Genomic DNA, 26,220 nt, shown 5'->3' with positions numbered 1-26,220 from the left:
CTTTGACCTAGGCAGAATAACAGATAGTGCCTCTGATGCGAAACGCAAATCCGTGATCACACTGTTCACAAGGTACAATTTGAAACGTCCTGTGTAAGCTGTGGTTACAAAACGGGGCTATGGTGCCGTTTAAATAGCGCCTCAAACACCAAAAACTGACATTCCAAATAGTCCCGATCATCAAGCCGGGGTTCACGGGCCAATGGCCGCATCATCGCCGCAGACATCAATGTCCCATTGCCCCATTGCGCATGGGCTTTGCGAAACCGTTTGCGATAGCGATCAGCGGCCGCAGCCTCTTTGACCAACAGATTTGCCAAACGGGCCCGCGCGCCCGACGGCACGGGCAACAAGGCCCGCGCCGCCGCGCTTATATCACCGGGAAGGACCGGTCTCATGCTTGACACGTAACCGAGGCAAATGGCCCGGGTCCATATCGCGCCGATACTTGCGCCACGGTGATCTGATATTCACCAGCCAAACCATCCGAAGCCTGTTGCGAGGCTGCATAAGACCAGATTGGCGACGACACCTGTGCCTCGCGGATTACGGTTTCGCCCTGTTGAACACGAACCAAATAGGATTCAGTGTCTTCACCCATGGGCACCTCAAAGCTGTCCCAGCCGTCGCCATCAATACGAGTTCGTCTGATCCACGACACATCTAGGTTACCGGAAACCTCACTGGCGACAAGATGCGCCGGGCTATAGGGGCGCAACCCAATCCCATCAAAAGCAATCTCTTGATGTGTATAGGTATCATCGTCAAAGGAGCGGCGCGCCGGCCCAACCCGGTAATGACGCGACACTCGACGTTGCGCCGCCGCCAAGGCGATTTGCGCCGGAGCTCCATCGAGCATGACGACAAGCGCACCTTGAGGCCAAAACTCTGGCATCACCCCGTCAGTGCCTGCCTGTCCACGCAGTCGGTGGGACAAAAGCCACCTGTCCTCGGACAGAAGCTCGGCATCGCGGAACTGGAACAGCTCCCAATTGCCCGGGCTACCGTCGCCGATCGCCATAAGGTTGCCCCCGGCCAAAAGGGCCTCATCGCTCACCGATTGCAACGCCCCCGACAACAGCTGAACCTCAAGGGCTGAGCCATGGTCGATCAACCCGGATTGCGCCGCGAACAGCGGGGTTTGGGTCACGCCAACAACGGATTGCGCCGCGATGATGCTGTTGAGTTCGTAATCCGCATCCGTTGCCGAGTCATAGACCGCGGCCGACCCCGGCCAAGGTTCCGCTGTCAACGCCAGATGCGGGGCGTGTTCAACTTCGTCACCACTCATCAGTGGCAAATCCATAAAGATCGGCGTGACTGGAACAGCGGCCTCGTATGGCCGAATAGCTGCGGCGTCATCGGTGTAATCGGACGGCTGATAGACATCCGGCTCGATCCGAACCGCATCGACGATCTGATGATCCATCACATCCACCCGGTCGATCCGCGCCAAAGTTGGCCCCGATTTCGACGGGATACGCACGATGTCACCGGCCCCAAGCTGTAGTTTGGAGGGCGGCAATGCAAAGCGCAGCGTGTCACGCCCGACCCGCCCTTCGGCAAGCCAACGCTCCGCAGTTTGCAACCCTTCACCACGTGTCATGGTCAGGGCCAGCTCGGTTTCCGCGACCGCATGGGTTTCATCATCGGGCAAGATCGCCTCTTCGGCGGCCACCTGATGATCGCCGTCGGCCTCGATAAAGCGCACACGCACACGCCCCGCCATTTCGGCCTCACCGGCGCGCACTTCGGTCAAGTCGCCATCGACCTCGTCACTCAACGCAAGGTCTTCGTGATTGATATCAATGGCTTTGAGCCCATCCCGCATCCGGAAAACCAACATGCCGTCACGTTCGATTGCATCAAACCCGTGAGCTAACATCAGGGCCTGAAGCGAGCGCCGCGCATCCGTGACATTGGGTTCAACAAAGCCACGAACAACGCCATAGAGTTGGCTTGTATCGATATGCGTTACACCCGCCCGGTTACAGAGTTCTTGAACAACCGAGGCCAAAGACCGAGCCGAGGCCCGTCCATTCAACCAATGGCCGCGACGGTAATTTGCCCCATCAGACCAAAGCTCACTATTGCCGGGGAACCACGGGAATGGCCGCGCATCCCATGCCCAGACATAGGCGTTGTCCATGTCCAACATCGGGCCGTCATAGACCTCGGATTGTGGATTGTTGGCTTCATCCGACCAATAGCCCATCATGGCGCGCAGGTATTGCCGCTGCATGGCCTCATCCCGCAAACCATTGGAAAAATGCGGCAAGGACGATTCAGACGACTTTGGGTCAAGGAACTTGTTGGGCTGGTTGGCCCCTTTGTTCACCGCCGCACAGCCCAATTCGGTAAACCATATCGGCTTTGACTGTGGCTCCCAATCGGTGGGCGTGTCATCGCGCACGCCTGCACGACGTTCGTGATGTCGGTTGCCCCACCAATTGCGGATATCCTTGTAGCGCCACACCCAGGGTTCGTTATGTTCCCCATCGGTGATCGCTTTGCGGTTTTGCGCCTCGCGCCCTTCGGCTGAGGAGTAGTACCAATCATACCCTTCACCGCCTTCGATGTTGGCGCGCAGGTAATCGACGTTGTAGATCGTCCCCCACTCCGCATCAGCATGATCATCCCCATCACGCCAATCCGCAATTGGCATGTAGTTGTCGATCCCAATGAAATCTATGGTTTCGTCGCTCCAAAGCGGATCAAGATGGAAGTACAAATCGCCCGAGCCATCCTGTGGGTGGTAGCCGAAATATTCAGACCAATCCGCCGCATAGCCGATTTTGACATCTGGCCCAAGGATTAGCCGGCACTCAGCAGCCAGCAGTTTCAACTGATCAACCGCCGGAAAGCCATCTGCCCCGCGAATTTGCGTCAACGCGCGCATTTCCGACCCGATGCAAAACGACGCCACATCGCCCGCAGCAGCACAAAGCGCCGCTTGGTGCAGGACAAAACGGCGATACGACCACTCTTGCGGGCCTGAGTACGTCACATCATCGCCCGATACGGTGAAATCAGACGCCGACGCGGTCCCAAAGAAGGTCGCGACCTCTGTATCTGCCGCTGCCGTCAAATCAGGAGAGCCATCCTGACCGGGGGCAAGACTTGTGGTGATCCGCCCGCGCCAAGGCAGCTTGGGCTGCCCGGTTCCTCCGGTCCACGGGTCAATCAAAGTGTTGTCCGCCATCTGATCCATCAAGATGAAAGGGTAATACATGACCTTGAGGCCTTGGGAGGACATGCGACGGATCGCTTGGATCACGCTGGCATCCGCAGGCGTACCGCCATAGACAACACGGCCGCCTTCTTCCGGAACAACTTGCGCCGACGCACGGTCTAACCCACTCACCACCCATGGCATCTTTTCGGAATCGAATTCGATCTGTTCGACTTTGGGCTGAATTTCACAAGAGCCACAGCGCAAATCATTGCCAAACCAACTGACCACCAACGACGCTGCGCCACAATTGGGCAACTCGTCGCGCAACTGGTTGAGTGAGGTGTTAAAATCGGGTTCTTCGGAGGGGGAGTTGACATTGGTTACCTTGCGGCTTGATGCCAATGTCATGCCGCCCCAAATCTCTTCGGGTAGGTCATATTTGAAGTAGGTGAGATAGACCGGATCGGTCGCCAAAGAATACTCGCCGGTTCCCGGTATCATCGCGACACCTTTGATCGCCTGTGGAACCTCTTGGGCGTCGCGCAACTCGGGTCGCGTGACCTCAAAGCTAAACTGTGGAACGCGGTTGCCGAAACTGGCCAGACTGAGGTTTTCCATCACCACATAGGCCGTCCCACGGTAAGCCGGCACAAGCCCGCCTCCCTCGATCGCTTCCATGGTTGGATCGGGCATTTGTTCGTCGGTGCCATAATAGACACGCATGTTTAAGTCCTTGAGTGCAACCTCGGCCCCATCAGCCCAAACACGATTGATTCCGGTGATTTCGCCTTCGCAAAGAGCAATCGCCAGACTAATCGAATAGCTATAGGATTTGACCTTGGGACTGGGGGGCCCCCCCTTGCCACCACCGCCAGATTTCTTGACATGCTCTTTGAACTCGGTCGCCCAAATCACATGGCCACCTACCCGCATACGTCCATAGATCTGCGCGATTGGGGCCCCATCACCGGCACCGCTTAGGCGAAACCGCTCGATTTTGCCCATTTCTATGGCGTCAGACCCCTGTCCCAGCAAGCGCTGATCCAAGGACCGGCCAATAGATGCTCCGATGAAACGGCCAACAGCGGTCATGGACAATCCCAAAAGAGATCCACCCATAGAACTGCCAAGTGCTGCCCCTGCAGCTGAAAGAAGGATAGTCGCCATCACTCGATCTCCAATGGTAGGGCAAACCGCGCGACGATGCGCCGTTCCCAGGACGCGCCAAGCGCGCTTTCGATCACCCCATGCCCGCTATAGGCATGTATGAATGAGGCCCCCGCCCCTGTTTCGGCCTGAATGCCGATATGTTTCGCGACGGCGCCTTCGCGCATGCGAAACAACAGGATATCACCGGGGGCCGCGTCGTCTCGTGGTTTGGGCTGCAAATGCCGCATGGCTGCACGCCACAAACGCTCATCACCCTGAGGTTCAGACCAATCCATGCTATAGGCCGGAACCTTTTCGGGTTCCGATCCGATCACCTCGCGCCACACACCGCGCAAAAGACCAAGACAATCAGTGCCCGCCCCTTTACGCGATGTTTGATGCACATAAGGCGTACCGATCCAGCCGCGTGCAGCCTCAACCACACAAGTCATCTTCGGCTGCCCCCGTTTTGCTTTTTGGCATGTGTGGGATAAACGGTGACCCAGTCCTCTTCGGGAATGTCCGGAAACCCCTGAAAATTCAACAAATTGTTGAACTTCAAACGACAGGTTTCCATCCGTTTGTCACAGCCTGCGCTTATCCGAATGATGTCACCGGGCGCGATATCGGCCCGCAAAGGTTCCCAGATTTCAAGGTCCCGATACCCATCACCCGACATTCGATCCCGCTTGATGGATCCGGTTAACCCCTTGGCCGCACCGGAAATGACATCTAGGCGGCCACGTTGAAACCAGTCCGTTTCGAACTCAGTTGCCCCTTCAAAGGAAAACACCCGATTGTCCTCAACCCGCGCGATCGGAGCCTCGTAAAAGTAACCTGGCGTGGCAAGATCAAAGCGACAACCACGCCCACCTAAAACCGCGGAACACGGTTTTTGGTAGACGCGCCCAATCGGGCGACCAAGGGCTTCGGTTAACCCGCGCAACTCGGCGTGAAACGCCCCGCCGCCCCGCCGCAGTTCCCCAATGGTGCCGCGAAACATAATCCGCCGCGCCGCGACATCCGACCAATTCACAAGCCAGGCAATCACCTCGGCCCCGTCGAAACGGCCAGCGGCGATATCCTCTTCCCGGATAGCGGCGTCGCTGAGCGCGCCCATGGCTTCGGTATTGTCGACCGACAACCCGGTCGCCTGTTGTAGCGCCTTGGCGGACAACCCCGTATCGGCCTTGAACTCATAGCCATCAAAGGCAAGCGCGCGGTCATGATCGGTGAACCCGAACTTGGTACCATCTTTGCGGATCACCGCCCAAGCGCGGCAAACCGACCCAACGCCGTCTTGCAAATGCGCATGAAGTGCTTCTGCTCCTGACATCAGACCCGTACCTCCACAACCGGCACATCGGGGACCTGACCGGCCCGAAAGCTGGCAACCGACACATTGATACGGTCGGTGTCAAAACGCACAGGCACGTCAAATTCGAAACCGGCACTGATCTCGACACCGGCCAAGGGAATTTCATCAAAGGTGATCACCCCTGTGTCGGTATCAATCTCAAAATGCACCCCCTCGCGGCGTTCCACATCTTGAACCGCCGCAACTACGGACCCGGCAACGAGCTTGGTGATTGGACGCGCATAGGTCGCCCCACCGGACGAATAGTTTTTGATCAATTGGAAACTACGCGTGGTGCCATCCCCATAGGCAATGATCTGGTCACCGGTCGCCACCCGCTTTGACGGCGGACAGGATTTGAAGTCAGCCCAGTCTTTCCAGCGAAAACCGAACAACTGCCCTTGGCGCGCCTCGAAAAACGCAATCAGGGCCTCGACATCATCCAAAGATCGCAAACCCAGACCCGCATCATAGCGACGACGCGAATGAGCCCAAGGCGTATTGCGTTCTTCGTGGCCGCTGGTCAGTTGAACGATATCGGTTCGGCGCTCAGGCCCACCAACAGACCCAAAGCTCAGGTCCGCCGGGAAACGAATTTCATGAAACGACATAGTACCCTCCGATCACCGATTGCGTGCGCCACGTCCCAGTGCCCGGCTCATCTGAGCGGCGATCTGCGACTGGCTGCGTTGAAACCCCTGCACATCAGGAGTCTGGATGTTCATCACGACATTGACCGCACCGCCACCGCCACCGCCGCGCACGCCAAGTTTGCCATCGGGGCCACGCGCCAATGGCATAATCGCCTCGGGACCCGCTTCGCCCATCAGCCCCATTCCGCCTCGCATCGGAAAGGTCACCGGCCCATTAACGACACCGCCATTTGCAAATGGCATGACACGCCCCTGCGAAAAGCTGCCGCCATCGGCAAAAGGCGAATAGGCACCAAACATCGCCGAGGCACCGCTCGCGATCATACCGCTGATATGGTTCGCAACGGGCTTGACCGCGGACTTCCAAGCCAGGTCAATCATCGAGTTGGCAACCGTCCGCAGCGCATCCGACAATTTGACACCGTCCAGAACGACACCATCAATGGCCTTCGTCACCCCTGAACTCAAAGACCGTTCAAGCCGATTGGCCCCCTGCCCGGCGGAGTCAAAACTTTGATGGACTTTGCGCATTTCCTGATCGAATTGCGCCGCCACATCAATTGCCCCGCCAAGCGAGCTTTCCAAGGCATCGACCTGCTCTTGCAGGTCATCTATCATCTCACTTTCAGCCATCTCGAAGCATCTCCTTGTTCACCGGCGACCCATCATCAGGAAACGCATCCATAAGCTCATCGAGCCGGGAACGTCCCATCGGTTTTCCGCCGTCACCTTCACCCAACATCAATTGCAACTCTGCCGGGGTCAGGTCCCAAAATTCCTGGGGGCGCAGGCCAAGCCCGCGCATCCCCGCTCGCATGAGCTCAGGCCAATCAAATCCCTTCATCCGCCTGCTCCGGCAACATGAAAGCACGGGCCAAAAGCTCGGCCGCTGCGCGTGTGGCCGCCATCGGACCACCAGCAATTTCGGCATTCAGCAAGTCTTTGGCCTGCCCCTGCCATCCGCCGCCGCGCAATCCGGCCACGATAAGCGCCAGCACGTCGCGCGTGCTGAAACCGCCTTTTTCGAACCGTTGCACCAGTTCCACCAGCGATCCGCTGTCCAGCCCGGCTTCCAGCTCGGCCAAAGCGCCAAGTGTCAGCCGCATGTTGTGACGCTCACCATCAATGGTCAGCGCCACATCCCCCCGCCACGGATTGCCCATTACAGTACCGGCACCGCGATAAAGTTGAGTTCGCCCGCCGAGGCCATAGACACCTCATAGGTTGCCTCGCCGTTGTGCGATCCCGAATATTCGATGCTGGTTACTTGGAACGCCCCTTCGACGGTGCCAAAGTCGGGAATGATCACCTGAAAATCCGGTGTTTCACCATCAAAAAAGATCTGACGCGCACGTTCGTCGGTCTGGGCGTCCTTAAAGACACCAGAGCCGGAAATATTGGCGGATTTCACGCCCGCCCCGGCCAGCAGCTCGCGCCAGCCCCCCTGGCTTTCCAACGTGGTCACGTCGACCTGTTCGGCATTAAAGCTGACGCGGGTTGCGCGCAGGCCTGCCATTGTTTCGAATTGACCGTCACCAGACAGGTCCACTTTGACCAAAAGGTCTTTGCCGTTCTGAGCACCCATAGCTACTACTCCGTTTTGAAAAGGGTCAATTGTCTTCCACGCGTGCGCGGAACGTGAGATCGATCCGACGAATACCGCCGGTTTCGCGGGTTGCTTTGGCCTTGCGGAACCACAGGCCAACTAAACGGCCACGGCTCAGGGCCAAGTCTGCTTCATGCAACGTGTCGCTGATCGCGCCCGCCGCCTGTTTCGCGGTCAAAAAGCCAGAGGTTTCGGTGACAACAGACACCACAAACTCGTGCCAGGCCCCGTCATCGGTTCCGTCTCCTGCTTCGGTTGCGGTTTCCGGCCCGATCGCCACATAGGTTTGGGGCAAGGGGCCGCTTGGCAACGCATCAAAGATGTTGTCGCCAACCAAAGAGTCCAACGTCACACTGGACTGAAGTTCAGCAAACACTGCGGTTTGCAGGGGGCCAGATAATGCATAACTCATACCGCCAACTCCTCTTCGCAATGACAATTCAAGTAGAAGCTCTTTGGCTCGCGTTCGGTCACGGCTTCGATCCGGAAAATTCGGCTCCCCATACGGAACCGTTGACCTGCGACCGGGCGTGAAGAATGCCCAACCGGGGCGCCACGCACGACAATCCGAAATCCAGCGACAGACACCGCGCCGGCTTCACCTTCGCCCAACCGTCCGCTCCGCGGCTGCACTTCGCCCCATAGCGTTCCGAGCGATTGCCATTCCTCCGTAAAGCCACCGGCACCATCGGCCGCACGGTCTAGGGCCTCGAGGGACAGTTTTCTGTTTAGGTTGGGCCGTTTCATGCGCCCGTCCCCAACCGCACATGGCGGTAACGCGCAATTAAGCTGGTAACACCAAAAGGCATACAGCCTTGGCTCAGTGCGGTTTCATCACGGTATTCGTAATAATGGGCCGCAAGCAACAAAACGGCTTGAGCAAGATCGCTCGGCACATCTTCAAAAGCCGGTCCAAACCCCGCATCAAACCTAATCTCGACGGCCCCTTCACTTGGTATCGAAGGAAGCGTTGCCGATGTTGATTTCAATTTGGGTTCAAATGAATCCTGTTGCAGACGATAAGCAGACGACTCCAAAGTGGATGTGGCCCCAAACCGATCCACATAGGTCACATCAGAAATCGACTGGATCGGAGCAACCGGCAACCCTTGCCCCTCGGCGTTGCGCCACTCTGCAAAGGTTACGACAAACCCGCGTGTGATCAAGGCTTTGCCTGTTCGGGCCTCAATTGCTGCCATTGCGGCACGTAGGAACGAACCCAACACCGCCTCTTGCAGATCTTCTTCGCCAAACCCGCTTCCCAGCCTCAAATGGCGCGCTAGCGCCGCGATTGGAAGGGCCGCTTCGGGCACCTGAGTTTCTTCCACCAACATCATTTTTCTACTCCGAATTCCCTTGGCCTTCCCCGGTCCCCGTACGGTGACGGGCGCGCGCCGCCCACGCTGCACGGGCGGAGGGGGACTGCTGGACACCATCGGCTGCGCGCGCCCTCAGAGAGGCGGGACCTGCCCCCGCCTCTCATCTCATTGCGGTTCGCTTAAGAAGCAGCGCAACGCAGCAGTTTGATCGCGGCAAAGTCGCTTACATCGCCGCCAACGCGCTTGGACGCATAGAACAGGACATGAGGCTTGGCGCTAAAGGGGTCGCGCAACACGCGCAGATCCGGACGTTCGGCGATGGTGTACCCGGCACCAAAGTCACCAAAGGCAATCGGAGTTTCCGATGGGCCAATGTCTGGCATATCTTCGGAAATCAGAACCGGGTAGCCTAGCAAACGGGCTGGCTCTGCCGCCGCCAAACCATCGGCCCAAAGGTGACGACCATCCTGATCCTTCAGCTTGCGCAAGGCTCCAGCGGTCTTGGAGTTCATGACAAAGGTCGCATTGGCACGATATTCGGCACCCAGCGCGTAAACCAAGTCAATCACCGTGTCGCCATCGCCCAGATCGGGGGTCAGATCGGTTTCAACATAGCCAAGGTTGCCCCAGCTCCAGCTGTCATTTTCAACAGCCGTGTGATCAAGGAAACCACGCGGTTTGTCGGCACCATCACCGCTGACAAAGGCAGAGGCCTCTGCACGGGCAAACTTGTCTGAGATACGACCAGCCAGCCAATCTTCGACGTCAAAAGCGCTGTCATCCAAAAGACGCTGCGAAATTTTCGGCATGGCGTTCAGCTCATAGAGCGGGATCGAAATACGCTCGATGCTCGGTGTACCCGTTTCGGCTGCGGCCGATACTTCGTCTGCCCAGCCGGCCCCCGTGTCATTCTGGTCGATCAGAACATCAAACGACGTTGCTTCAACGTTCACAACATTCGAAATCGCACGAATTGACGCAGTTGATGCAAGGGTCGATTTGATCGTCTCTGCGGTCACTGGATCAACAAGGTACCCACCATCGGAGTTGACCGCCGAGGACATCGCCTTGCCTTCAAGCTCCAGGCCGCGCAGGCCGTCGTCTTCACCCGAACGCAGATATGCGTCAAAGGCTTTCTGGTGTGGGGCGTCAACCTCTGCGTGGGTCGACAGTGCGGGGCGTGCCGCTACGGCAGATTTATGATCAAGCATGGTCAGTCGCTCTTCCTGTTTATGAAGCTTCTCTTGAAGGTCGGCCTGTAAGGCCTTGAAATCCCCAATCAGTCCCGCCATTGCGGCACTCACCCGGGCGACCGGAGGCATATCTTCCCCGGTCCGAGACTTGGTCTCGGCTGTACTCATGTGCGTGTTCCTCATGAGTGGCGTGGCTCAGTCGCCCGCCAGGTTACGGCGGGCGTCTTCAATGACATCCGCCAAGTCACCCCAATGATCGACATCCAGCTCTTCAGCCTTGGCCGCCACTCGGGCACTGGGTAGCATCGGGAAGGTCACAAGCGACACTTCCCAAAGCTCCAGTTCGTTCAAGAGCCGCTGGCCCTTGTCATTCTTTGCCGCTTTCACCGTACGGTAACCGATCGACAACCCGTCAATCGCACCCGCTTCGATCAACGCTGCGGCCTCGCGGCCCTTTTCAACGCTGTCCAGCAACCGGCCTTTGACATAAAGGCCGCGTTCGTCTTCGCGCACCTCGTCCCAAATCCCGATGGGCTGGGCCGGGTCATGCTGCCACAGCATTTTGACCGCACGATTGTCCGCTTCGAGCTTTTTGAGTGAGCGGGCGTAGGCCCCTTTGCTCACCACATCACCGCCTTGATCACAGGCCCCAAAGAGCGAGGCATAGCCCTCGATCTTTGTACCTTCGACCACAGTGATCTCCGCGTCAAAGCGGCAGAACTTGTGTTCCAGATCCATGTTCCGTCCTTTCAATGGCGCGCTTATTGCGCGGTATGCATCAAGCCTTGGAAAGCCTCGGCAAGGATCACCCCAGCCACCCCGTAAACCGTGAGCCACAGGCGTTTTTCCAATCGTTCCATCAGCACTTCGATGCGCGAAAACTTGTCATTCAGCGCGTCGATATGCAGTTTGCTAACCCTTTCATGGGCTTCCAGCCGCAAGGCCGGTGCGCAGGCAAAGGGTTCCTTTGCACGCATGTCACTCACCGTTTTCCCCTTCCGGCAGTGCTGGCAGTCCCAGCATCTGGCGTTTTTCAGCGGCGGTTAGGAAGTCAGCGACCGCAACACGGTTCCATTGCGCGTCACGCTCGGTGGCCAAGGCCGGGACCTGATCTAGGTCCGGTTTGAGTTCAACCTCTTCGCCAATATGGCTCGACAACCAACGCCCAACCGAGGCCGAGACTTTGCTCGCCAATGGCAAAACGGTCTGGCGATAGAACGCCCGGTGTGCTTCGGCATAGTTGGCAAAAGTCGCCTCGCCGGGAATGCCAAGCAACATGGGCGGCACCCCAAAGGCGGTGGCAATCTCACGCGCGGCGGCTTCTTTGGTCTTTTGGAATTCCATATCCGATGGCGAGAACCCCATCGGCTTCCAATCCAAACCACCTTCCAACAACATCGGACGACCGGCATTGCGCGCGCCTTGGTGCATGCTCTCCATCTCATGGGTCAGGCGTTCAAACTGCTCTGGTGTCAGATGCCCCTGGCCCTCGGCCCCTTTCCAAACAATCGCCCCGCTTGGCCGGGCGGCATTATCAAGCAACCCTTTGGTCCAGCGGCTAGCGCTGTTGTGGACATCCACGGCCTGCGCGGCGGCTTGCAGCGCCGAAAGCCCATAATGATCATCCTGAGGGTGGAAGTTCTTGACATGACAGATCGGCGAAATCGGCCCGGTCACATTGAAACGATGCTTGCGGCCACCTACACTATATTCATAGGCAACGGGCCAGCCATCGGCACCGGGCACAACGCGCATCCGATCCGAACGCAGCACATGCAGCTCAAACGGAACGCCCTGTTCACCGGACACGGCTTCAATATAGCCGTCACCCGACAAAAGCATTTGACCATAAAGCGCCTCAAAGAAATCCGCGCGCCCCTGTGCCGGGTTTGGACCGGCAATAAGCTTGAGAACCGGATGTTCAGCATAGCGCATATCGGCATCCTGAAGCACAAGCGGCAACGCTGCGGCTGCCTCGGCGATTAGCTTCACAGCGCGAAACCCAACCGGATTGCCAGCAAAGGCCTGCTTGGTTAGCGAAACCGTATCACGCGGTGACCAGGCCACACGCCCGCCCGCCATCTGCGCCACGATCCGCCCTGTGGCCGATGCCTTTGCCTCTGGTGCCGGTGTGCTGGCCATTTCGGGCTGCTGTGCGCGCCGCAGAAAATCGAATACCATTCGTCTCGCTCCTCTTCCTTGGCAGATATGTCACCGGGCAAGCCGAGCCTGTTCGCAAAAACCATTGGCCTTCGCGGTGCTCGTTCTGTGTCCGGGGTCACATCCTTTGGATCAGTGTTTCGAAGGCCGCCCTTCGTCTTGAAACCTAACTTAGGGTTTGCGGGTTAAGAGGCCTTGAGACCACCGCACGCAGGTGGCGCAACACTATAAGTCACTGAAAATAAAGATTATGTCGAAATGAAATTCTAGCGACCTTGGCGCGCCCGATGGCATCCGCTAATCATCTCGTATGAAACACAACCGTCTTCATAGTGTGGCCCATAATTTCGCCGACTCGCTGGCCGGTGGTCTAAGCTTCGTTGTGCCCGGTCATGTTCTGCACACGCATGTCTTTGCCGAAGCCGCCGCCAATAAAAATCGAAGTCTCACCATTGATTTTCTGACCGGGCAAACAACCGGCACCTATCCCGAGGGTGACGTCGAAGAGACGGCCTTGCTTCTCAAAACCGCATTTCCGGGGTTTTGTGACAAACATGGCGTCGACGTCCAAGATTTTGAAACCTGCACCGGTCAATTTTCGTCCGGATCGCCCGGAAACCGCTATGTCATCACGGTCAAAGACAAAAACGGGCGCTCTAGTGCGCGCGAATATTTGGCCCCCAACGGAAAGCGCGCCAAACCGAAATAGCGCGCCATAGCAAAAGGCACCGCAAAACTGCGATGCCTTCTTAAAACTCAATCTAGCGCAAAACCCGAACTTTCGGGGTTTGCCATCCGGCGGGCTGCATCATCAACTCTGCCAAAGCCCAAACACAGGCATCCACCCGGTCCGGGCTCCCGGCCCCTTCAAACCCCGCATGGGTCATCAGGCACATCTGGCTCTCCAACTCCTCAAGGCCGCGACAATGTTTGATCCGGCCCTGTTCATAAAGCGCCGCTATCGGTTCCGCCCTCGCGGATTTGCCCCGCGTCGCGTGCACCGCCTTGACCGCAACCATCGGATCAACCTGCCGCAATAATTCCGACACCATCGCCCCGCCTTGGTTGACCTCGGCCACAACCCGGTCCGCTTCCCACCGTTTGGCCGCCTCAACCGCCGCCTCGGCCCAGCCCAAAGGCGAAAGGCCCTGAACCGTCGCGTCCTCTAGAACATAGGCGCGCCAATCCTTTGGCGGTCCATCTTTGACCACCCCGGCCACAACAATCCCGCATTCATCGCTGGTTTTGCCTTCGCCTGCGGGCGGATCGACCGCCACAACAATCCGATCAAACTCCGGCAATTTCCCGGCCCGCGCGCCGTCAAACATCTCACGCGTCCAAAGCGCCCCTTCGATCTCATCAAGCAAGACCCCATCCAATTCCTGCAGCCCAAGCTTTGAGCCCGCATAACGCGCCCGCACTTCCTCAAGGAACGACTTCGCCAGATTGGCGGCATTCGCTTCGGTCGCGGCGCGGGTTACCACCGTCGACGGCAACTCCAACAGCTCCTTCAACACCTCAACATTGCGCGGCGTTGTCGTCACGCAAACCTGCGGGTGATCGCCCAAACGCAACCCAAATTGCAGCATATCCCAGGTTTCGCGCGCCTTTTTCCACTTGGCCAACTCATCGACCCAAGCGCCATCAAATTGCGGCCCGCGTAGCCCTTCGGCGTCATGGGCTGAAAAGGCCATCGCTTCGGCACCATTGGGCCAAACCAAACAGCGCCGCGATGCCACCCATTTGGGTTTTCGATCCGGAGGGCTACACGCCATGATGCCGCTGTCGCCGTAAATCATCACTTCACGCACCTGATCAAAGGTTTCCCCGATCAAGGCCAATCGTCGGCACTTGCCTTTGCTCAATGGTCTCGCCCCCTCCACCATCGATCGCACCCATTCTGATCCGGCGCGCGTCTTGCCTGCACCGCGGCCCCCCAGAATGACCCAAGCCCGCCAATCCCCTTTTGGCGCGAGCTGATGCTCATGCGCCCAAAATTCAAACATATAGGGGAGCGCAATGCGCCCCCCTTCTGACAATCCGTTCAGAAACTCATCCTGCACCGTCGCAGGGGCGGAGGCGAGCCAGACGGCACCCGATCTCATGTCGGGCCGCTTCAAGGTCGAGCCCGTAATCTCCGGTGATCTCGCTTTCTTTTCGTCGGATGGCATCAATCTCACACTCCGTTTCTCTGGCTGCCTTGAGCCAATACTTCACGTCACCCAGCAACTTACCGGATTCGCCTTTCCTCTCGGGGTCTCCATTCCTGATACGCGTCCTCAGCTCACGAATTTCCGTGGTGAGGTCGTCCAGCTCCTGCGCGATTTCTTCGCGTTGGTCTTCCAGTCGCTGAACATCGTCTTTCGCCCGGATCAAAACCGGGTCTTTTTCTGCTCTTTCCATGCTCGACACCTTTTTTGCCTGTAAGGTTGCCCCCTCCAGGGTGCATGGGCATGAGACATTTCCGGCGAGGTGTTGATCACCTTTTGCTCCGCTCTCATACCGCGTCCAGCATGTTTGGGAATTTACGTTGCGGGGGCCGTCGGGTCAATCGGGGGTGCGAACGCAAGCCTTTGATACGGTTTATAAAAATTAAGAAAGCGTTACCGGATGTGCGGTTGTGCTTGCCAGCCCGTCAATTGCTCTGGCATCAGGGGCGTACTACAAAAGGAACCCTACATGGCAAAACTGTCTTCACGCATCACGTCCATCACCTCCGGCGGCTCCGACGGCTGGGAAGTCTTCTATCGCGCCCGCAAAATGATTGCCGACGGCGAACAGGTGACGGAACTCACGATTGGTGAACATGATGTGCGAACCGACGCCAGTATTCTTGACGCCATGCACCATTCGGCGTTGGGCGGGCACACCGGCTATGCTCTGGTTCCCGGCGTTCACGCGCTTCGTGACGCGGTTGCAAAACGCATTCAAACCCGCACCGGTGCCCCGACAACCGCCGAAAATGTCCTGATCACGCCCGGTGGCCAATCCGCGTTGTTTGCCGCTCATATGGCCGTGTGTAGCCCGGGCGATACCGCGCTTTACGTTGATCCCTATTATGCCACCTATCCGGGTACCATCCGCTCCGCTTCGGCCAATCCGGTGGCGATTCCAACCCGGGCGCGCGACGCGTTCCTGCCGTCACCGGACGAAATAACCAAAGCCGCGCAAACCCATAACGCCCGGTCCTTGTTGATCAATTCCCCCAACAACCCCACCGGCTCCGTTTATCCCCGTGAAAACCTCGAGGCCATCGCGCAGACCTGCATCGACACTGACATGTGGCTGATCTCGGACGAGGTGTACGACACACAAATCTGGGAAGGCGAACACATCAGCCCCCGTGCCCTCCCCGGCATGATCGACCGTACCTTGGTTGTCGGATCCCTGTCCAAAAGCCACGCGATGACCGGCTCGCGCATTGGGTGGATCGTCGGGCCCGTTGCTGCCATCAACTGCCTGATTGATCTCGCAACCTCAACCACTTACGGCGTGCCCGGCTATATCCAAGACGCCTCGCTCTTTGCGCTTGAACAAGGCGATGCGCTCGAAGAACAGATCGCCGCCCCCTTCCGTCGCCGTCGCGCCCTCATCCTTGATGTCTTGGCCGAGCAAAACACCGTGACCGCAATCCCCTCAAACGGGGCGATGTACACAATGCTCGACATTCGCGCTACGGGCCTTTCTGGTTTCGACTTTGCCCAAGCCCTTCTGAGTGAACATAAAATCGCCGTTATGCCCGGTGAGAGTTTTGGCACCTCTGCCGCGGGTCACATCCGCGTCGCCCTCACGGTTAATGATGCCAAACTGTCAGATTCTGTCAGGACAATATGCAAGTTTGCGCAAGACCTCTCAAAGGAGACCTAAGTGACGCATGATCCCGGCCCCGCCTTTCGCGCCCTGCATGTTCCGGGTGATCCGTTCATTCTGGCCAATGCCTGGGACATCGGATCGGCCAAAATGCTGGCCGCTCTGGGCGCCCCGGCGATCGCAACCTCCTCGGCGGCCCATGCCTTTACTTTGGGTCGCCCTGACATGGGCCACGTCACCCGAGACCAAGCGCTAAGCCATGCCTCAGACCTCGTTTCAGCGCTGTCTGTTCCGGTGTCCGGTGATTTCGAAAACGGCTTTGGCGAGGCTCCTGAAACCTGTGCAGAAACCGTTCGCCTCGCCTGTGAGGTCGGTCTCGCCGGTATCTCAATAGAAGATACTGCACTTCCCGCTGACGCCCCCTACCCCGCTGATATTGCTGTTGAACGCATTCGCGCCGCCGCATCGGCTTGTCGTTCCCTTCCGCGTGATTTCGTTCTCGTGGCGCGGGCGGATGGCGTTATGAACGGTCAATATGACCTCGCCGAAGCCATCCGTCGTATTCAAGCCTATGAAGCCGCCGGGGCCGATTGTGTCTACATCCCCATGCCGCCGAACTTCAACGATCTCGCCAGAATCTGCGCGGCGACGGCCCTTCCGGTCAACGCCTTAGCCGCAGGACCATTTGCAAACCACGACCGCACGGCTTTCGCCAAGGCCGGAGTGGCGCGTATCTCCATCGGCTCCGCTTTGGCTCGGGTCACGCACCGCGTAATCTTTGATGCTGCCTCGCAAATGTTTGGCGACGGTTCCTTTGACGCGCTGACACATACGATCTCTGGGGCCCAAATAGATCAACTTCTAAACAAATGACCGGCACACCCATCACCTCAATCCGCAATCTCGGCCCCTCGGTCGAACAAGCCTTGCACCGCGCCGGGGTTGCTGACGCAGAAACCCTGCGTGACCTCGGTGCTCATGAGGCCTACAAACGGATGCTAAGCTCCGGAACACACCCACATTTTATTGGGTACTACGTTTTGCATATGGCGCTTCAGGGGCGTCCGTGGAACGACTGCAAAGGCAAGGAAAAAGACACCCTCCGCCAGCAATTTGACAGTTTGAAATCCACCACATCCGTCGACCCGCTTTCGCGCATTGAGAAAGAACTCGTTGCAATTGGAGTTATTCCAAAAGGGTTCAAGGGGCCTTTTTAACCCGACGTTAGGAGGACGTCTGAAAAGTCATACTGGTATTTTCCGAGGGCCCGCGATGACTTTACGAATGAATATGTTTGCGATTTTGCTACCTTTGATCGCGCTGATAGCGTTTTTTTCCTATGATGAATTATCCATTCTTGCCGACCAAAAGGCGGAGTTGGAAACAAGTTTGATAGGCATCGAACACTCGGATATTCTCAACGATGCGATACATGAATTGCAACGCGAACGCGGGTTTTCTGCGGGGTATGCGGCGTCAAAGGGGCGGATTTTCGACACAGCCCTCAAAGAACAGCACAAGCAAACTGACATAGCTCTGGCCAACCTGATGGAGGCGTATTTCGCCAAAATACAAACACTTCCGGCCACAGCGCAACAATTCGAACAAGACATCAAAAATCTGGCCAACATTCGCAAGACGATCGCCAGCTTGGATCTCCCCTCAGCCGACTTAAAGCGATGGTACACGGGCCGAATCAAGGATTTGTTGGACGCTACCGCCGCGTCTAATGTGGCTGGCAACAATGCAAGACTGTCCATTATGAGGGAAGCACGCCTTCATGTGAACTTGGCCAAGGAAATGGCCGGACTTGAACGCGCCACAGGTGCCATTATTATTGGCAAGAACGCCACCGATAAGGCATTGCATCAACAGCTTCTGAACCTGATCAATAGTCAGCAAGCCATGTTAGTGTCTTCCGGGCAAATCCTGCGACGTGATGATCTTCTACAAACCTTGTTGGCCACGCCAGAGGCAACTGACATCCAAGCCATGCGTGAAGCGTTGATCTCAACAGGATATGGAGAATCCGAGCCGGATTTTTCGGGTCCTGAATGGTTTGAAACCTCTTCGAATTGGATCCGGGTTCTGCGTGAAAGTGAACTCGCTTTGGCCAATGACATCCACATTCTATCAGAACAGCAATTGTCAGAAACCCAATTTGCGTTCAATCGGTTGGCCATGGTCGTGGCCAGTGTTGTGCTGGCAACTGTGATTTTCTCAATCGTTGTGTTTGAGCGGATGATCTCAAAAATTCGCAAGCTGATCGGCATTATGGCCCGTTTCAAAACTGGTGATTTCGATGTGCGTGTCCCCTTCATCGAAGGGCGATCCGAAATCAACATCATGGCGGAATCAATTTACCGGTTCAAACAAGAAACCCTTGCGATGCAGGCAGAAAACAAGCGCATCAAAGAGGCAGATGAGGCCGAATGGCAATCCAAAGCCAAAGGGGCCGTGGATATGGTAAGCGAAGGCCTACAAGCATTGGCTGAGGCCGATCTCTCCCTTCAATTCGATGATCCGCTATCGCAAGAATACGAACCGTTACGTCAGAATTTCAACACCGCAACAGGCCGCCTTCGTTCTGTTTTGCTCGAATTGAAAACAGCTGTTCAGGATATGTCAAACCGGGCTGAACACATGGCGTCCTCTTCAGACGATCTTGCAACGCGCACCAACACGCAAAGCCAGACGATTGGTCAGACCGCCAACAGCGTTGACCAAGTTGCAAAAACGGTTCAGGCTGATTTGGGCCAACTTGCCTCCGCCAATGACTCCGCTCGCGAAGCTCGCGAAAAGGCGCATCATTCAGGTGACATTGTTCGTCAGGCCGTCGACGCCATGGACCGAATTGCCAAAAGCTCCGAACAAATCGCTCAAATCATTTCGATGATCGAAGAAATTTCGTTTCAGACGAACCTACTGGCGCTCAACGCGCGTGTCGAAGCGGCCCGCGCTGGCGAAAGTGGGCGTGGATTTGCGGTCGTTGCAGAAGAAGTACGCGACCTAGCGCGTCGGTCTACCCAAGCGGCAAACAACATCAAATCGCTGATCTCAGAAAGTGGACGAGAAGTCGATGAAGGTGTTCAACTCGTCCATACCGCGGGTCAAACGCTGCAAGACATTATCGAAAGCGTTGTACATGTGAATGGCACGTTGCACAAAGTCACCGACTCTGCAGAACGACAAGCCAGCGATCTTCAGGCGGTCAACCAAGCCATGCATGTCTTGCGCGATTTAACCAACGCGAACACCTCGATGGCCGGCGAAACAAAATCCGTCTCAGGCGACATGGCAAACACGGCGCAACGACTTGCCGAAATACTGTCAGACTTCAACTTTGGAGAAACGAGCCAGACCAATCGGTCAGCAGCAGCATAGAAAAAGGGGCCCGATGGGCCCCTTTAAAAATTGGTTTGAACGGTTCGGCTTAGCCAACCAGTTCAAGACCCGAGAAGAAATACGCGATTTCGACAGCCGCGGTTTCAGGTGCATCAGAACCGTGAACCGAGTTTTCGCCAACTGATTCAGCAAATTCGGCGCGGATGGTGCCGGGGGCTGCGTCTGCTGGGTTGGTTGCGCCCATAACTTCGCGGTTTTTCGCGATGGCACCTTCACCTTCCAGAACTTGGGCTACGATTGGCGCGGACGCCATGAATTCGCACAGTTCGTCATAGAAAGGACGCTCGGCGTGTACCGCGTAGAAAACGCCAGCTTGGGCTTTGGTCAGGTGGATACGCTTTTGTGCAACAATGCGCAGGCCAGCTTCTTCAAACTTGGCGTTGATTGCACCGGTTAGGTTGCGGCGGGTTGCATCGGGCTTGATGATCGAGAAAGTGCGCTCAAGTGTCATGGGCTTGCTCCGTCAAAAATGTGCGGGCATGCGGCCCGGCGTTTCTATTGCGCGCGCCCTAGCACGGGACTGTTCGTTTGGGAAGCCGTTTCCGACATCAAGCTTTGCACGTTCTGCTCGCTGCTGGTTGGTGCGCCCAAACCAAGGCCCAGGTTTTGAATTCAGAAGGTTTGACAAGGTGACCTTCCTTTGACCAACTAAACAGATGACACCGCATAATTAGAGAGGTTTCGATGACTCATTTTTTTGCAATAACAAGCCTCGTGACACTGTTCCTCGTGTCAACGATTGCGCCGGCAACGGCTCAGGACACCAAAGAAGTATCCGGTTATCCAGTGTTCTCTGACTACCAAGAGTTTCGGGACACGCTGGACCCTTTGATCAAAAGCCGCCAAGTATCACAGTTTATAGAACTCTTTGGAGGCCGCCATAACTACAACCAAGCTCAGTCGGACGCTATGCAAGCCAAAATCAGAAGCGTTCGCCCTGTTGATTTCATCAATGTTGAGGTGATCAAGTCAGACATTGTATCAGACAATTGGCATCAAGAGCTCTTGGCCTATTGGACCGGTGCAGACTATCTATTCGTGTACATTTTGTACCAACAAAGAGATGAGGGCCTGTTTCCAATCAGTCTGAATTTTAACACTGATGTCAAAGAGCTTCTGCACTTGGTGATGTAACTTTAAGCGGCAATCGCAATAAACCTGCCTGATCCCCCTTTGGGTGGTGGTCAGGCCTTAAATTGCCTGTTAAAGCCCGCCCATGTTACGCATCCAAGATATCGGTTATTCCGTCGAAGGTCGCCCCTTGTTTGAAGGGGCCAGTGCCGCCATACCTGCGGGTCACAAAGTTGGCCTTGTGGGGCCCAATGGCGCGGGCAAAACCACGTTGTTCCGCCTGATCAAAGAAGAGCTGACCCTCGACACCGGCTCGATCTCGCTCCCGCCGCGGGCGCGCATTGGCGGCATCGCCCAAGAGGTCCCCTCCTCTGACACGTCCTTAATCGACACGGTGCTTGAGGCCGATACCGAACGCGCCGAGCTTATGGCCGAAGCGGAAACCGCCACCGATAGCAACCGCATTGCCGAGGTTCAAACACGTCTGGCCGACATTGATGCTTGGAGCGCCGAAAGCCGTGCGTCTTCTATCCTCAAAGGTCTCGGTTTTGACGCAGAGGCGCAAAAACGCCCCTGTTCCGATTTCTCGGGTGGCTGGCGGATGCGTGTTGCCTTGGCCGGGGTCCTTTTTGCTCAACCTGATCTGTTGCTGCTCGACGAACCGACCAACTATCTTGACCTCGAAGGTGCGCTTTGGCTTGAATCCTATCTCGCCAAATACCCCCATACTGTCATCGTGATTAGCCACGACCGTGGCCTTTTGAACCGCGCGGTTGGCTCGATCCTGCATCTCGAAGACAAGCAGCTGACTTATTACGGTACGCCTTATGACGGATTTGTCAAAATGCGCGCCGAAAAACGTGCGCAGGCGAGCGCACAGGCCAGAAAACAAGAGGCCCGCCGCGCCCATCTACAAGGCTTTGTCGACCGGTTCCGAGCCAAGGCCAGCAAAGCCAAACAGGCGCAATCGCGTCTGAAAATGATCGAGAAGATGGACATGATCACCGCGCCCGAAGATGCGGCCAAGCGCGTGTTCAACTTTCCACAACCCGATGAGTTGTCACCGCCGATTATCAATATCGAAAACGGCGCGACCGGCTACGGCGATGTCACCATCTTGAAAAAGCTCGACCTGCGCATTGATCAGGACGATCGCATCGCGCTTTTGGGGCGCAACGGTCAGGGCAAATCGACTCTTTCCAAGCTCCTTTCGGACAGATTGCCCCTGCAAGCTGGACGCATGAACAAGAGTTCCAAGCTGCGCATCGGCTATTTTGCCCAGCATCAGGTCGACGAATTACATCTCGACGAAACCCCGATCCAACACCTTCAGCGCGAGCGCCCAACCACCTTACCGCCAAAACTGCGCGCCCTGCTTGCCGGGTTTGGCCTGATGGCGGATCAGGCGGATACCGAGGTTGCCCGCCTGTCCGGTGGACAAAAGGCGCGCCTGTCACTTTTGCTCGCGACATTGGACGCGCCGCATCTGCTTATCCTCGACGAACCCACCAACCACCTCGACATCGAAAGCCGCGAGGCTTTGGTTGAGGCGCTCACCGCCTATTCCGGCGCGGTGATTTTGGTAAGCCACGACATGCATTTGCTTAGCATGGTTGCGGATCGCCTTTGGTTGGTCGGTGATGGCACCGTCAAACCCTATGACGACGATCTCGACGCTTATCGCGCGATGTTGCTCACTCCGGACAAGCCCAACAAACCGGCCAAACCCGCAGCCCCCAAACCCAAACGGGCGACGCGGGATGAACTCCTCGCGCTTCGCTCTGAGGTTAGGAAATGCGAAGAACGCATTGGAAAACTTGAGGAAATGGCGGACAAGCTATCGACCAAGCTGGCAGATCCTGAACTGTACGAAAGCAATCGCGCCGGCGACCTTGCGGTTTGGAACAAGAAATACGCCGAAGTCAGAGGTGGCATTGCCAAAGCCGAAAGCCTTTGGGAAGCAGCCGTCGACAAGTTGGAAAAAGCCGAAGCAGGATAACCCTTGTCCCAGCCGTGTTTAGCGCATAGGCAAACCACATGGACACGGCTTTTCTCATCACGGCTTTTGCCACACTTTTTGTTGTTATGGACCCAGTCGGGCTCACAACGGTGTTCATTGCCCTGACCCAAGGGACAAGCCCGGCACATCGCCGCGCGGTCGCATTTCGCGCGTGTATCATCGCCGGCGCAATCCTGACCTTGTTCACGTTTTTCGGTGAATCCGTCCTTGGCTTTATTGGAATTTCCATGCCGGCCTTTCGCATTTCCGGCGGTATTTTGCTGTTTCTGACCGCTTTGGACATGCTTTTTGAGCGCCGCACCAAACGGCGCGAAGACCGGGCCGAGGAAGAAGACTTTCCCGACCCGTCTGTTTTCCCGATGGCTATTCCGATGCTGGCCGGCCCCGGTTCGATTGCCACGGTGATTTTGCTGTCGGATCAAGCGGATGGCTTGGCCGAATTCTTCGGCGTTTTGGGCATCATGCTTTTGGTTCTAACCATGGGCCTGGCCTTTTTCCTCCAGGCCGGTCGTGTCGAAAAAGTGCTGGGACGCACCGGCATTATCGTCACCACGCGGCTTTTGGGCATGCTTTTGGCGGCCTTGTCCGTACAATTGGTTCTGGACGGGTTGCGCGATTTTGGCATTACCGCCGGATAGTCTTGCATCCCCCTGCAATCACTCCCAAATTACACATGGGTATCGTTTGCGCGCGGCGAGGAGTGTTTCATGGAAGATTTTGAAATCGCCAACTTGATTTATCTCGGGGCATTGGCCGCGGTTTTGGGAAGTTGGTACATTGTTCAAAACAAGGGCGGGCTTAGCAAGATGGCCCGCGATGCCGCCGCTTGGGTGTTCATTTTTGTTGGCGCGCTGGCTGTGATTGGCCTGTGGGATGACATCCGCCAAAACATAATGCCACGCCAAACCGTTATTGATGACGCTGGCCGGGTCGAACTCCCCAAGGGGCGCGATGGTCACTACCGTGTGACCCTAACCGTGAACGGGAAATCGGTTCCCTTTGTGGTCGATACCGGCGCAACTTCGGTTGTTTTGACCCATGCCGCCGCAGAACGCATTGGCCTTGACCCCGACAATCTGGTGTTTTTCACCCAAGCCATGACCGCCAACGGCCCCGTCGATACTGCCCCGGTTACTTTGGATAACGTCACGCTTGGCCCGTTTGAAGATAGCCGTGTGTCGGCCTATGTGAATGGCGGAGACATGGATACGTCGCTTTTGGGAATGACCTATCTGAACCGCTTTGACAGCATTCAGATCAAAGGCAACTTGATGATTTCAGAACGTTAATTTAGGCCGTTAGCTTTCGGCTTTCTTTTCCCAACGCCCGGATTCCTCGGACCAATACTGTGCCGAACATCCCGCGCCCGTTAGCTCTTTCCACTGAACGCGGGCGTTTTGAACCGCCTCTTGGTCATAGCCGTCGAACAGGATGCACACCCGATCCAGTGCCTTGACCTCGTCGGCGGTAATCCCGGCCCCGTCCACCGTCATCACACAATTGGCGGCATTAGGCGCTTCGGGGCCGCAAGTAAGAAGCACTGGTTGGAGCGCATCATGCGGCCCACCGATCTGGCCATGGGGCAGAAAATCATCCTCCCGCCCCAGCCAAAGCCGTTGATCCAACCACTCCATCCGGCCGGGATCGGTACCGCGCACTGCCACCTTCCAACCCGCGCCCAAAGCCTTGCCCAACAACATGGGCAAAGTGTCTTCGAGCGATCGCTGGGTCAGATGGTAAAAGAACGCGGCCCCCATGGGTTACTCGGCCTCAAACGTGTCGCGCACCAAACGATCTAGCGCCATAACGCCCCAACCTGTTGCCCCTTTGGGCGCAAGTGCGGTTTCTTTTGTGTCTTGGGCAACACCCGCGATATCGAGGTGAATCCACGGCAAACCGTCTTTGACAAAACGCTGTAGGAATTGTGCTGCGGTGATGGACCCGGCCGCGCGGCCTCCGATATTCTTAATGTCGGCTTTGCCACCATCCAAAAGCTTGTCGTAAACCGGAGCCAGCGGCATGTGCCACGCGCCCTCGCCTTCGGCCTTTGCCGCCTTGAGGAAGTCATTGGCAAAGCTGTCATCGTTTGAGAAAACCCCGGCTTTGTCATGACCAAGCGCAATGATAATCGCCCCGGTCAATGTCGCCAGATCAATCATTGCGCGCGGCTCTTCGCTGATCTGCGCATGCCACATCACATCGGCCAAGACCAAACGCCCTTCGGCATCGGTGTTAAGCACCTCAATCGTATCGCCTTTCATGGACGTTACGATATCGCCGGGGCGCTGCGCCGTGCTCGACGGCATGTTTTCAACCAAGCCAACAAGGCCGACCACATTGGCTTTGGCCTTGCGCATCGCAAGGGTTTTCATCACCCCCGACACAACACCAGCGCCCCCCATATCCATGGTCATATCTTCCATGCCGGGGGCCGGTTTCAGGCTGATACCACCGGTGTCAAACACCACGCCCTTGCCGATCAAGGCCAGTGGCGCGCCTTTGCCACCGCTCCAGCGCATGACAACAACCTTGGACGGCATGGCCGAGCCTTGCCCAACACCCAACAACGCGCCCATGCCCAATTCGGCAAGCTTGTCCTCTTCGAGAACCTCAACCTCAACACCCAAATCCTTGAGCGCGACAAGGCGGTCGGCGAATTCGGTCGTTGTCAAAACATTGGCGGGCTCGGAGACCAGATCACGGGTAAAGGTCACCCCTTCGGCAACGGCGCGGGTTGCAATTGCGGCCTCCTCGGCAACCTCTGGGTCTTTGCACATCACCACGGCCGCGCCGAGATCTTTGGCCTCGGCGGTTTTGCGCGCATCAAAAGCATATCCTCGCAACGCCAAACCCATGGCAAATTCCGCGGGATGTTTAACGTTTTCACCCAAAACGGTCAGCGCGGCCTTGCCCGCAACCTTGGCCAATTTGGCCCCCGCTTTGCGGGCCTCAACAGCCGAGGGACGACGTTCGAGACAGATGATATCAACTGCTTCGGCCTTCATCCCCGCCGGATAGGCCAAGGAAACAACGTCTCCGGCCTTTTTATCGGCCCATTTTTCATCCTCAACCACGCGGGCAATCGACCCTTTGGTCAGGCGATTGAGCCGACGCGCTCCGGGGCTCATGGTGCCTTCGGACGGGATCAAAACCGCCACACGGCCCGTGGCCTCGGCCAATGCATCCAGATCAACAGGGGCAAATGAGAATGCGCGCAACTCGGTCATCTTGTTTTCCTTTGGCTAAACCTTGCCCAAGACCTAGCCTTGCGCGCACCGATTGACCAGAGCCACCTTTTCCCC

30 protein-coding genes are annotated in these 26,220 nt (G+C 56.9%); 9 read left to right on the top strand and 21 right to left on the bottom strand.

From position 1 onward, the window contains the following. Positions 1–104: 104 nt before the first annotated feature. The 16 genes from AC5EFR_RS07355 to AC5EFR_RS07280 form a co-directional block, all read right to left on the bottom strand. Positions 105–398, bottom strand: coding sequence for a DUF7742 family protein (locus tag AC5EFR_RS07355; protein ID WP_493575217.1), 294 nt, complete (start codon positions 396–398; stop codon positions 105–107). Then, entirely contained in the window at positions 395–4,342 is a 3,948-nt protein-coding gene (locus AC5EFR_RS07350; protein WP_493575216.1) for a baseplate multidomain protein megatron, read from the bottom strand. Before AC5EFR_RS07350 ends, AC5EFR_RS07355 begins: the two co-directional genes overlap by 4 nt. Beyond that, the gene (locus AC5EFR_RS07345) at positions 4,342–4,776 is read right to left on the bottom strand and encodes an NlpC/P60 family protein (RefSeq protein ID WP_299932755.1); all 435 of its coding nucleotides are present in this window, start codon (positions 4,774–4,776) and stop codon (positions 4,342–4,344) included. The genes AC5EFR_RS07350 and AC5EFR_RS07345 overlap by 1 nt, the downstream gene beginning before the upstream one ends. Continuing rightward, entirely contained in the window at positions 4,773–5,660 is an 888-nt protein-coding gene (locus AC5EFR_RS07340; RefSeq protein WP_493575215.1) for a phage/gene transfer agent baseplate hub protein, read from the bottom strand. Before AC5EFR_RS07340 ends, AC5EFR_RS07345 begins: the two co-directional genes overlap by 4 nt. Next, entirely contained in the window at positions 5,660–6,292 is a 633-nt protein-coding gene (locus tag AC5EFR_RS07335) for a phage distal tail protein, Rcc01695 family (protein WP_493575214.1), read from the bottom strand. Before AC5EFR_RS07335 ends, AC5EFR_RS07340 begins: the two co-directional genes overlap by 1 nt. Positions 6,293–6,304: 12 nt before the next feature. Continuing rightward, complete coding sequence (locus AC5EFR_RS07330; protein ID WP_493575213.1) at positions 6,305–6,967, bottom strand: RcGTA-type gene transfer agent tail tape measure protein; 663 nt, start codon at positions 6,965–6,967, stop codon at positions 6,305–6,307. Next, positions 6,960–7,178 (bottom strand): rcc01693 family protein, encoded by a 219-nt coding sequence (locus AC5EFR_RS07325; protein WP_493575212.1) that lies wholly within the window; start codon positions 7,176–7,178, stop codon positions 6,960–6,962. The genes AC5EFR_RS07330 and AC5EFR_RS07325 overlap by 8 nt, the downstream gene beginning before the upstream one ends. Further along, entirely contained in the window at positions 7,165–7,497 is a 333-nt protein-coding gene (locus tag AC5EFR_RS07320; protein WP_493575211.1) for a gene transfer agent family protein, read from the bottom strand. The genes AC5EFR_RS07325 and AC5EFR_RS07320 overlap by 14 nt, the downstream gene beginning before the upstream one ends. After that, entirely contained in the window at positions 7,497–7,919 is a 423-nt protein-coding gene (locus tag AC5EFR_RS07315) for a phage major tail protein, TP901-1 family (protein WP_493575210.1), read from the bottom strand. The genes AC5EFR_RS07320 and AC5EFR_RS07315 overlap by 1 nt, the downstream gene beginning before the upstream one ends. A gap of 25 nt (positions 7,920–7,944) precedes the next feature. Continuing rightward, positions 7,945–8,352, bottom strand: a complete 408-nt coding sequence (locus AC5EFR_RS07310; RefSeq protein WP_493575209.1) for a DUF3168 domain-containing protein — start codon at positions 8,350–8,352, stop codon at positions 7,945–7,947. Next, complete coding sequence (locus AC5EFR_RS07305; RefSeq protein ID WP_493575208.1) at positions 8,349–8,687, bottom strand: phage head closure protein; 339 nt, start codon at positions 8,685–8,687, stop codon at positions 8,349–8,351. The genes AC5EFR_RS07310 and AC5EFR_RS07305 overlap by 4 nt, the downstream gene beginning before the upstream one ends. Beyond that, on the bottom strand, positions 8,684–9,277 hold the full coding sequence (locus tag AC5EFR_RS07300; RefSeq protein WP_493575207.1) for a head-tail connector protein: 594 nt from the start codon (positions 9,275–9,277) through the stop codon (positions 8,684–8,686). The genes AC5EFR_RS07305 and AC5EFR_RS07300 overlap by 4 nt, the downstream gene beginning before the upstream one ends. Positions 9,278–9,438: 161 nt before the next feature. After that, complete coding sequence (locus AC5EFR_RS07295) at positions 9,439–10,620, bottom strand: phage major capsid protein (protein ID WP_493575206.1); 1,182 nt, start codon at positions 10,618–10,620, stop codon at positions 9,439–9,441. 27 nt (positions 10,621–10,647) lie between these two features. Further along, positions 10,648–11,190 (bottom strand): HK97 family phage prohead protease, encoded by a 543-nt coding sequence (locus AC5EFR_RS07290; RefSeq protein WP_493575205.1) that lies wholly within the window; start codon positions 11,188–11,190, stop codon positions 10,648–10,650. Positions 11,191–11,213: 23 nt separating this feature from the next. Then, complete coding sequence (locus tag AC5EFR_RS07285) at positions 11,214–11,429, bottom strand: GTA head formation protein, RCAP_rcc01685 family (protein ID WP_493575292.1); 216 nt, start codon at positions 11,427–11,429, stop codon at positions 11,214–11,216. Position 11,430: 1 nt separating this feature from the next. Next, complete coding sequence (locus AC5EFR_RS07280; RefSeq protein ID WP_493575204.1) at positions 11,431–12,633, bottom strand: phage portal protein; 1,203 nt, start codon at positions 12,631–12,633, stop codon at positions 11,431–11,433. A 289-nt stretch (positions 12,634–12,922) separates the two neighbouring features. Between AC5EFR_RS07280 and AC5EFR_RS07275 the strand changes: the two genes are divergently transcribed. Then, entirely contained in the window at positions 12,923–13,321 is a 399-nt protein-coding gene (locus tag AC5EFR_RS07275) for a hypothetical protein (protein ID WP_493575203.1), read from the top strand. Positions 13,322–13,373: 52 nt separating this feature from the next. Here the strand turns inward: AC5EFR_RS07275 and AC5EFR_RS07270 are convergent, their stop codons facing one another. After that, a complete protein-coding gene (locus AC5EFR_RS07270; RefSeq protein ID WP_493575202.1) occupies positions 13,374–14,717 on the bottom strand; it encodes a DNA-packaging protein in 1,344 nt (447 codons plus the stop codon). Beyond that, positions 14,665–15,015 carry a hypothetical protein gene (locus AC5EFR_RS07265; RefSeq protein WP_493575201.1) on the bottom strand — a complete coding sequence of 117 codons (351 nt, stop codon included), beginning with the start codon at positions 15,013–15,015 and terminating at the stop codon, positions 14,665–14,667. Before AC5EFR_RS07265 ends, AC5EFR_RS07270 begins: the two co-directional genes overlap by 53 nt. 276 nt (positions 15,016–15,291) lie before the next feature. On the opposite strand from AC5EFR_RS07265, the gene AC5EFR_RS07260 reads away from it, so the two are divergent. The 4 genes from AC5EFR_RS07260 (at position 15,292) to AC5EFR_RS07245 (ending at position 19,806) form a co-directional block, all read left to right on the top strand. Further along, positions 15,292–16,479, top strand: a complete 1,188-nt coding sequence (locus tag AC5EFR_RS07260) for a pyridoxal phosphate-dependent aminotransferase (protein WP_493575200.1) — start codon at positions 15,292–15,294, stop codon at positions 16,477–16,479. Beyond that, on the top strand, positions 16,480–17,295 hold the full coding sequence (locus AC5EFR_RS07255) for an isocitrate lyase/PEP mutase family protein (protein WP_493575199.1): 816 nt from the start codon (positions 16,480–16,482) through the stop codon (positions 17,293–17,295). It begins immediately after the preceding gene. After that, a complete protein-coding gene (locus AC5EFR_RS07250; RefSeq protein WP_493575198.1) occupies positions 17,292–17,639 on the top strand; it encodes a TfoX/Sxy family protein in 348 nt (115 codons plus the stop codon). Before AC5EFR_RS07255 ends, AC5EFR_RS07250 begins: the two co-directional genes overlap by 4 nt. Before the next feature lie 73 nt (positions 17,640–17,712). Continuing rightward, on the top strand, positions 17,713–19,806 hold the full coding sequence (locus AC5EFR_RS07245) for a methyl-accepting chemotaxis protein (RefSeq protein WP_493575197.1): 2,094 nt from the start codon (positions 17,713–17,715) through the stop codon (positions 19,804–19,806). 49 nt (positions 19,807–19,855) lie between these two features. On the opposite strand, the gene ndk is transcribed toward AC5EFR_RS07245, so the two are convergent. Beyond that, entirely contained in the window at positions 19,856–20,278 is a 423-nt protein-coding gene (ndk, locus tag AC5EFR_RS07240) for a nucleoside-diphosphate kinase (protein ID WP_299928284.1), read from the bottom strand. Positions 20,279–20,511: 233 nt separating this feature from the next. Here ndk and AC5EFR_RS07235 point away from each other — a divergent pair, with 233 nt between their 5' ends. From AC5EFR_RS07235 to AC5EFR_RS07220, 4 genes are all read left to right on the top strand, one after another. Further along, positions 20,512–20,961 carry a hypothetical protein gene (locus tag AC5EFR_RS07235; protein WP_493575196.1) on the top strand — a complete coding sequence of 150 codons (450 nt, stop codon included), beginning with the start codon at positions 20,512–20,514 and terminating at the stop codon, positions 20,959–20,961. Positions 20,962–21,043: 82 nt separating this feature from the next. Beyond that, complete coding sequence (locus AC5EFR_RS07230) at positions 21,044–22,897, top strand: ABC-F family ATP-binding cassette domain-containing protein (protein WP_493575195.1); 1,854 nt, start codon at positions 21,044–21,046, stop codon at positions 22,895–22,897. Between the two features lie 38 nt (positions 22,898–22,935). Beyond that, positions 22,936–23,556, top strand: coding sequence for a MarC family protein (locus tag AC5EFR_RS07225; RefSeq protein ID WP_493575194.1), 621 nt, complete (start codon positions 22,936–22,938; stop codon positions 23,554–23,556). 69 nt (positions 23,557–23,625) lie between these two features. Beyond that, positions 23,626–24,207 (top strand): retropepsin-like aspartic protease family protein, encoded by a 582-nt coding sequence (locus AC5EFR_RS07220; RefSeq protein WP_493575193.1) that lies wholly within the window; start codon positions 23,626–23,628, stop codon positions 24,205–24,207. Positions 24,208–24,216: 9 nt separating this feature from the next. Here AC5EFR_RS07220 and AC5EFR_RS07215 read toward each other — a convergent pair whose 3' ends face one another. Further along, positions 24,217–24,675, bottom strand: coding sequence for a DNA polymerase III subunit chi (locus tag AC5EFR_RS07215; protein ID WP_493575192.1), 459 nt, complete (start codon positions 24,673–24,675; stop codon positions 24,217–24,219). A 3-nt stretch (positions 24,676–24,678) separates the two neighbouring features. After that, positions 24,679–26,145 (bottom strand): leucyl aminopeptidase, encoded by a 1,467-nt coding sequence (locus AC5EFR_RS07210; protein WP_493575191.1) that lies wholly within the window; start codon positions 26,143–26,145, stop codon positions 24,679–24,681. Positions 26,146–26,220 lie beyond the last annotated feature (75 nt).

It is taken from the genome of Pelagimonas sp. (genome assembly GCF_058892305.1).
Note: the sequence above shows the minus strand (reverse complement) of the source record. Positions and strands in the feature narration are given on the sequence as shown.

Excerpts from the sequence above, each read along its gene's own strand:
- AC5EFR_RS07355 (WP_493575217.1), bottom strand. The coding sequence starts at position 398 with ATGAGACCGGTCCTTCCCGGTGATATAAGCGCGGCGGCGCGGGCCTTG.
- AC5EFR_RS07350 (WP_493575216.1), bottom strand. The coding sequence starts at position 4,342 with ATGGCGACTATCCTTCTTTCAGCTGCAGGGGCAGCACTTGGCAGTTCT.
- AC5EFR_RS07345 (WP_299932755.1), bottom strand. The coding sequence starts at position 4,776 with ATGACTTGTGTGGTTGAGGCTGCACGCGGCTGGATCGGTACGCCTTAT.
- AC5EFR_RS07340 (WP_493575215.1), bottom strand. The coding sequence starts at position 5,660 with ATGTCAGGAGCAGAAGCACTTCATGCGCATTTGCAAGACGGCGTTGGG.
- AC5EFR_RS07335 (WP_493575214.1), bottom strand. The coding sequence starts at position 6,292 with ATGTCGTTTCATGAAATTCGTTTCCCGGCGGACCTGAGCTTTGGGTCT.
- AC5EFR_RS07330 (WP_493575213.1), bottom strand. The coding sequence starts at position 6,967 with ATGGCTGAAAGTGAGATGATAGATGACCTGCAAGAGCAGGTCGATGCC.
- AC5EFR_RS07325 (WP_493575212.1), bottom strand. The coding sequence starts at position 7,178 with ATGAAGGGATTTGATTGGCCTGAGCTCATGCGAGCGGGGATGCGCGGG.
- AC5EFR_RS07320 (WP_493575211.1), bottom strand. The coding sequence starts at position 7,497 with ATGGGCAATCCGTGGCGGGGGGATGTGGCGCTGACCATTGATGGTGAG.
- AC5EFR_RS07315 (WP_493575210.1), bottom strand. The coding sequence starts at position 7,919 with ATGGGTGCTCAGAACGGCAAAGACCTTTTGGTCAAAGTGGACCTGTCT.
- AC5EFR_RS07310 (WP_493575209.1), bottom strand. The coding sequence starts at position 8,352 with ATGAGTTATGCATTATCTGGCCCCCTGCAAACCGCAGTGTTTGCTGAA.
- AC5EFR_RS07305 (WP_493575208.1), bottom strand. The coding sequence starts at position 8,687 with ATGAAACGGCCCAACCTAAACAGAAAACTGTCCCTCGAGGCCCTAGAC.
- AC5EFR_RS07300 (WP_493575207.1), bottom strand. The coding sequence starts at position 9,277 with ATGATGTTGGTGGAAGAAACTCAGGTGCCCGAAGCGGCCCTTCCAATC.
- AC5EFR_RS07295 (WP_493575206.1), bottom strand. The coding sequence starts at position 10,620 with ATGAGTACAGCCGAGACCAAGTCTCGGACCGGGGAAGATATGCCTCCG.
- AC5EFR_RS07290 (WP_493575205.1), bottom strand. The coding sequence starts at position 11,190 with ATGGATCTGGAACACAAGTTCTGCCGCTTTGACGCGGAGATCACTGTG.
- AC5EFR_RS07285 (WP_493575292.1), bottom strand. The coding sequence starts at position 11,429 with ATGCGTGCAAAGGAACCCTTTGCCTGCGCACCGGCCTTGCGGCTGGAA.
- AC5EFR_RS07280 (WP_493575204.1), bottom strand. The coding sequence starts at position 12,633 with ATGGTATTCGATTTTCTGCGGCGCGCACAGCAGCCCGAAATGGCCAGC.
- AC5EFR_RS07275 (WP_493575203.1), top strand. The coding sequence starts at position 12,923 with ATGAAACACAACCGTCTTCATAGTGTGGCCCATAATTTCGCCGACTCG.
- AC5EFR_RS07270 (WP_493575202.1), bottom strand. The coding sequence starts at position 14,717 with ATGAGATCGGGTGCCGTCTGGCTCGCCTCCGCCCCTGCGACGGTGCAG.
- AC5EFR_RS07265 (WP_493575201.1), bottom strand. The coding sequence starts at position 15,015 with ATGGAAAGAGCAGAAAAAGACCCGGTTTTGATCCGGGCGAAAGACGAT.
- AC5EFR_RS07260 (WP_493575200.1), top strand. The coding sequence starts at position 15,292 with ATGGCAAAACTGTCTTCACGCATCACGTCCATCACCTCCGGCGGCTCC.
- AC5EFR_RS07250 (WP_493575198.1), top strand. The coding sequence starts at position 17,292 with ATGACCGGCACACCCATCACCTCAATCCGCAATCTCGGCCCCTCGGTC.
- AC5EFR_RS07245 (WP_493575197.1), top strand. The coding sequence starts at position 17,713 with ATGTTTGCGATTTTGCTACCTTTGATCGCGCTGATAGCGTTTTTTTCC.
- ndk (WP_299928284.1), bottom strand. The coding sequence starts at position 20,278 with ATGACACTTGAGCGCACTTTCTCGATCATCAAGCCCGATGCAACCCGC.
- AC5EFR_RS07235 (WP_493575196.1), top strand. The coding sequence starts at position 20,512 with ATGACTCATTTTTTTGCAATAACAAGCCTCGTGACACTGTTCCTCGTG.
- AC5EFR_RS07230 (WP_493575195.1), top strand. The coding sequence starts at position 21,044 with ATGTTACGCATCCAAGATATCGGTTATTCCGTCGAAGGTCGCCCCTTG.
- AC5EFR_RS07225 (WP_493575194.1), top strand. The coding sequence starts at position 22,936 with ATGGACACGGCTTTTCTCATCACGGCTTTTGCCACACTTTTTGTTGTT.
- AC5EFR_RS07220 (WP_493575193.1), top strand. The coding sequence starts at position 23,626 with ATGGAAGATTTTGAAATCGCCAACTTGATTTATCTCGGGGCATTGGCC.
- AC5EFR_RS07215 (WP_493575192.1), bottom strand. The coding sequence starts at position 24,675 with ATGGGGGCCGCGTTCTTTTACCATCTGACCCAGCGATCGCTCGAAGAC.
- AC5EFR_RS07210 (WP_493575191.1), bottom strand. The coding sequence starts at position 26,145 with ATGACCGAGTTGCGCGCATTCTCATTTGCCCCTGTTGATCTGGATGCA.